3 protein-coding genes are annotated in these 2886 nt (G+C 53.1%); 2 read left to right on the forward strand and 1 reads right to left on the reverse strand.

All coding sequences use genetic code 11. The features are described from left to right. Positions 1 to 1391, reverse strand: a 1391-nt coding sequence (locus R3177_RS14220; RefSeq protein ID WP_318971665.1) for a TonB-dependent receptor plug domain-containing protein, incomplete at its 3' end; no start/stop codon positions are given. A gap of 133 nt (positions 1392 to 1524) precedes the next feature. Here R3177_RS14220 and R3177_RS14225 point away from each other — a divergent pair. Together R3177_RS14225 and R3177_RS14230 are read left to right on the forward strand one after the other, a co-directional pair. Further along, on the forward strand, positions 1525 to 1650 hold the full coding sequence (locus tag R3177_RS14225) for a hypothetical protein (protein ID WP_318971666.1): 126 nt from the start codon (positions 1525 to 1527) through the stop codon (positions 1648 to 1650). Positions 1651 to 1680: 30 nt separating this feature from the next. Further along, positions 1681 to 2886, forward strand: a 1206-nt coding sequence (locus tag R3177_RS14230; protein ID WP_318971667.1) for a hypothetical protein, incomplete at its 3' end; no start/stop codon positions are given.

Raw genomic sequence — 2886 nt, forward strand, 5'->3', positions numbered from 1 at the left:
AGGTCGTAGCTCAAGTCCAGTTTCACCGCACTGACTTCATCACTGTTTACAAAGGGATAAATACCATATTTGCTGACCATGACCCGATCTATATCAGAAAATGCAGCGGCCTGGTTAAAACCGATACTCGGCAGATCCATCCCGTTCAGCAAGTAAGAAATCGACACATTGGTATCCAGCTGTGGATTTGCCACCGTCGCATCTTCTGCTACCAGAGCCCACAGCAACCCGTTCCTGAAATTGCTGCTGGCGGTAGAGTGCGACACATCAAATACCAGGTTGGTCCGGTCGTTTATGTCCCAGTCGGCAGCCACACCAAAGCTTTTTACTTCGTCATAATCCCGGTTATCATCATTGACAATTTCTACCCGGGTAAAACTCTGTGATGTGCGGTTAAAGGTCCCGCCAATCACTGACCGGTTATTCAGCACCGGATTACCGACAGCCGCGGCATCGCCGCCAAATTTAACCCGGAAACCGCGGGCGAAGGATTCTTTGTCAAACTGGGAAATAAAGGCATCGGCTTTTAAACTGAAAGCATCATGCGGTTGCCATTCAATCGAGCCCAGATAGCCGTTACGGGTCTCCTCGCCCCCTAAATGCTGAATTTCAAACCCTTCACTGATAAATTCATTTTGCTCATCACCGGTGACATCTTTCTGACCGTTGTAAGCCAGACCGATAAACTGGGTTGCCACACTGGGCTGATATAAGCGGGCATAGCCAAGCGCTACCCCCAGGGTGTTATCCAGAAACTTGCCCTGATAAGAAAAACTGAAACGATGGCCAAACTCCTCGCCATCCGGTACTTCATCCGCCCGGTCGTTAAACATGCCGCGCAGGTTAACGGTAAAACTGTGGTCTTTGTCGTTTTGCAGCACACTGGCCGTTTTCAGCTCAACGGTACCGGCCACCCCGCCTTCGATTAACGACGCTTTTGGTGATTTATATACCGCCGCTGAGTTAATCAGCTCAGAGGGATACTGATCAAACTCAATATTGCGCTTACCACTGGTAGACACCTGCTCGCGGCCGTTTAACGTGGAAAAGACGAAGCCCCCTGACATGCCACGAATATTGATTTCGGCCGCCTGCCCGCCGGTCCGCACCGCAGAAATGCCCGGCAGGCGGGTCAGCGCATCGGCTATCGACACATCAGGCAAGGTACCCAAATCGTCGGCCGAAATGGTTTCTGACACCACATCAGTAAACCGTTTGGTGTCCAGTGAGCGAAACAGGCTGCTGGCAAAGCCCCGCACCTGGATGACTTCCACCTGTTGCTCTTCGGCAACCGGCTCCTCCGCCGGAGGCTGTTGCTGGGCAGCCGCCAACGAACTTAGCCCTGCTGCACTGACAGCAAGGCTAAGCAGACTAAGCTTAAACTTATTCATACTTTCGTCCCCGTTTTGTTTTTATAGTTGGTTGCGCTCTCCATGCGATACGGACCAGCCGAGTCGGGCACGAAATAATGCAGCCATAATTGTTGTGCGGTTAGTTATTAACCTATTTGGGGCAGCTGGCAATATGAATACGTATTCACAAGCGCTAAAATGGCGCAGCAGTCATTTGCCGGTAACCAACATGGTGCAGCCGGCAACGGACTTTTCATCAGCGCAAACTCAGGTTATGGTAGCCGGTACTAAGCGTTAACCCGTTGCTCAGCAAAAAGGAAACCGTCAGGTGAAAAAAGCGGAGAAAAGCTCGGTCATGGTGCACCGGCTGGAACGTTTGCTCGATGTGTTGTACTCCGGTGAACCCGGTTGCTTTTATCAGCGCAGCAAAACGTTTTTTGCCAGTTACCGTGAGCAACAGGCTGAGCTGAAACACGCTGAGCAACGATGGCTGCATGTGCAACAGGCAGCCAGTGCCAGCCAGACGGAGCGCCAGCAGGCCCGGCAACGTTATACTGAGTTACAGTATCAGGACGAGAAAGCCCGGCTGATGCGCTGGGCCGATTTGCAGTTGCTGGCCGAACAGGTGCTGCAGCTGGCAGAGGGTGAAAGTCACAACGAAACCCTGGCATTCAGTGCCCGCTTGCTGGGCTGTCTGCAAATTATGGTACCCACAGCCAAACGCCAGCGTGAGCGGGTCCAGTTTGCTTACAAGCCTTTGTACCGGGCCGTACTCAGCCTGCGGCTGCTTGATCATTTACTGGCGCAGCAATTGCTGGATGAGCCGGCATTAGTCAGCCATTATCAGCTGCGCAATCGTCAGCGCCCGGATGACTGCCCGTATCGCCAGCATGTGCAACTGCCTGTGGTGATGGCTGTCCTGCTGCAGGACATCGGTTTACTGCACCCCGAGGCACTGGGTATTATTCAGGGCGAATTAGCGCAGTCCGATCCCGGCCGGCCACTGAGTCTGGAAGAGCGCAGCCGATTGCTGAAGATTAGCAGCGAGGCCAGTCTGGCTTTGTTACAGCAGGGCTTTGGTCTGGTACCCTATAAGGGTAATAGCAAGGCAGAGCGCGAACTTTATTTTGCCGCCCAGCAACAGCGTTTGCACTGGCTAAGTCAGCTGCTGCAGTTAGATCCGACTGATAAAACCCTGTTTGGCAGCGTATTAAAAGTACCCCAGGTGTATGCGTCTATTGTCTTGCCCGGCCGCCAGCGTTTTAATTATGCATTATTGCCAAAAGCCGCGCTGCTGATGCGCGAGGGCGCACGGCGCAACGAATACAATGGCTTGCTGGTTGATCAGCTGCTTAGGATAACCGGTTTGTTTCCGCAGGGTTATGGCGTGGTGTTTACCCCGCTAGGGCCGGATCAGCAGCCACAGGAGCGCTACGAATTTGCGATTGTTAACGGCTTATATCCACCAAAGCCTGAGCAGCCAAACTGCCGGGTGGTCAGCCGCCGGCAGCAGTATCGTAATACCGGCATTGAT

This window comes from Arsukibacterium sp., assembly GCF_033722355.1.
Lineage (GTDB): Bacteria > Pseudomonadota > Gammaproteobacteria > Enterobacterales > Alteromonadaceae > Alishewanella.

Bases quoted from the DNA above. Each gene is read 5' to 3' on its own strand.
- R3177_RS14225 (WP_318971666.1), top strand. From the start codon at position 1,525: ATGAATACGTATTCACAAGCGCTAAAATGGCGCAGCAGTCATTTGCCG.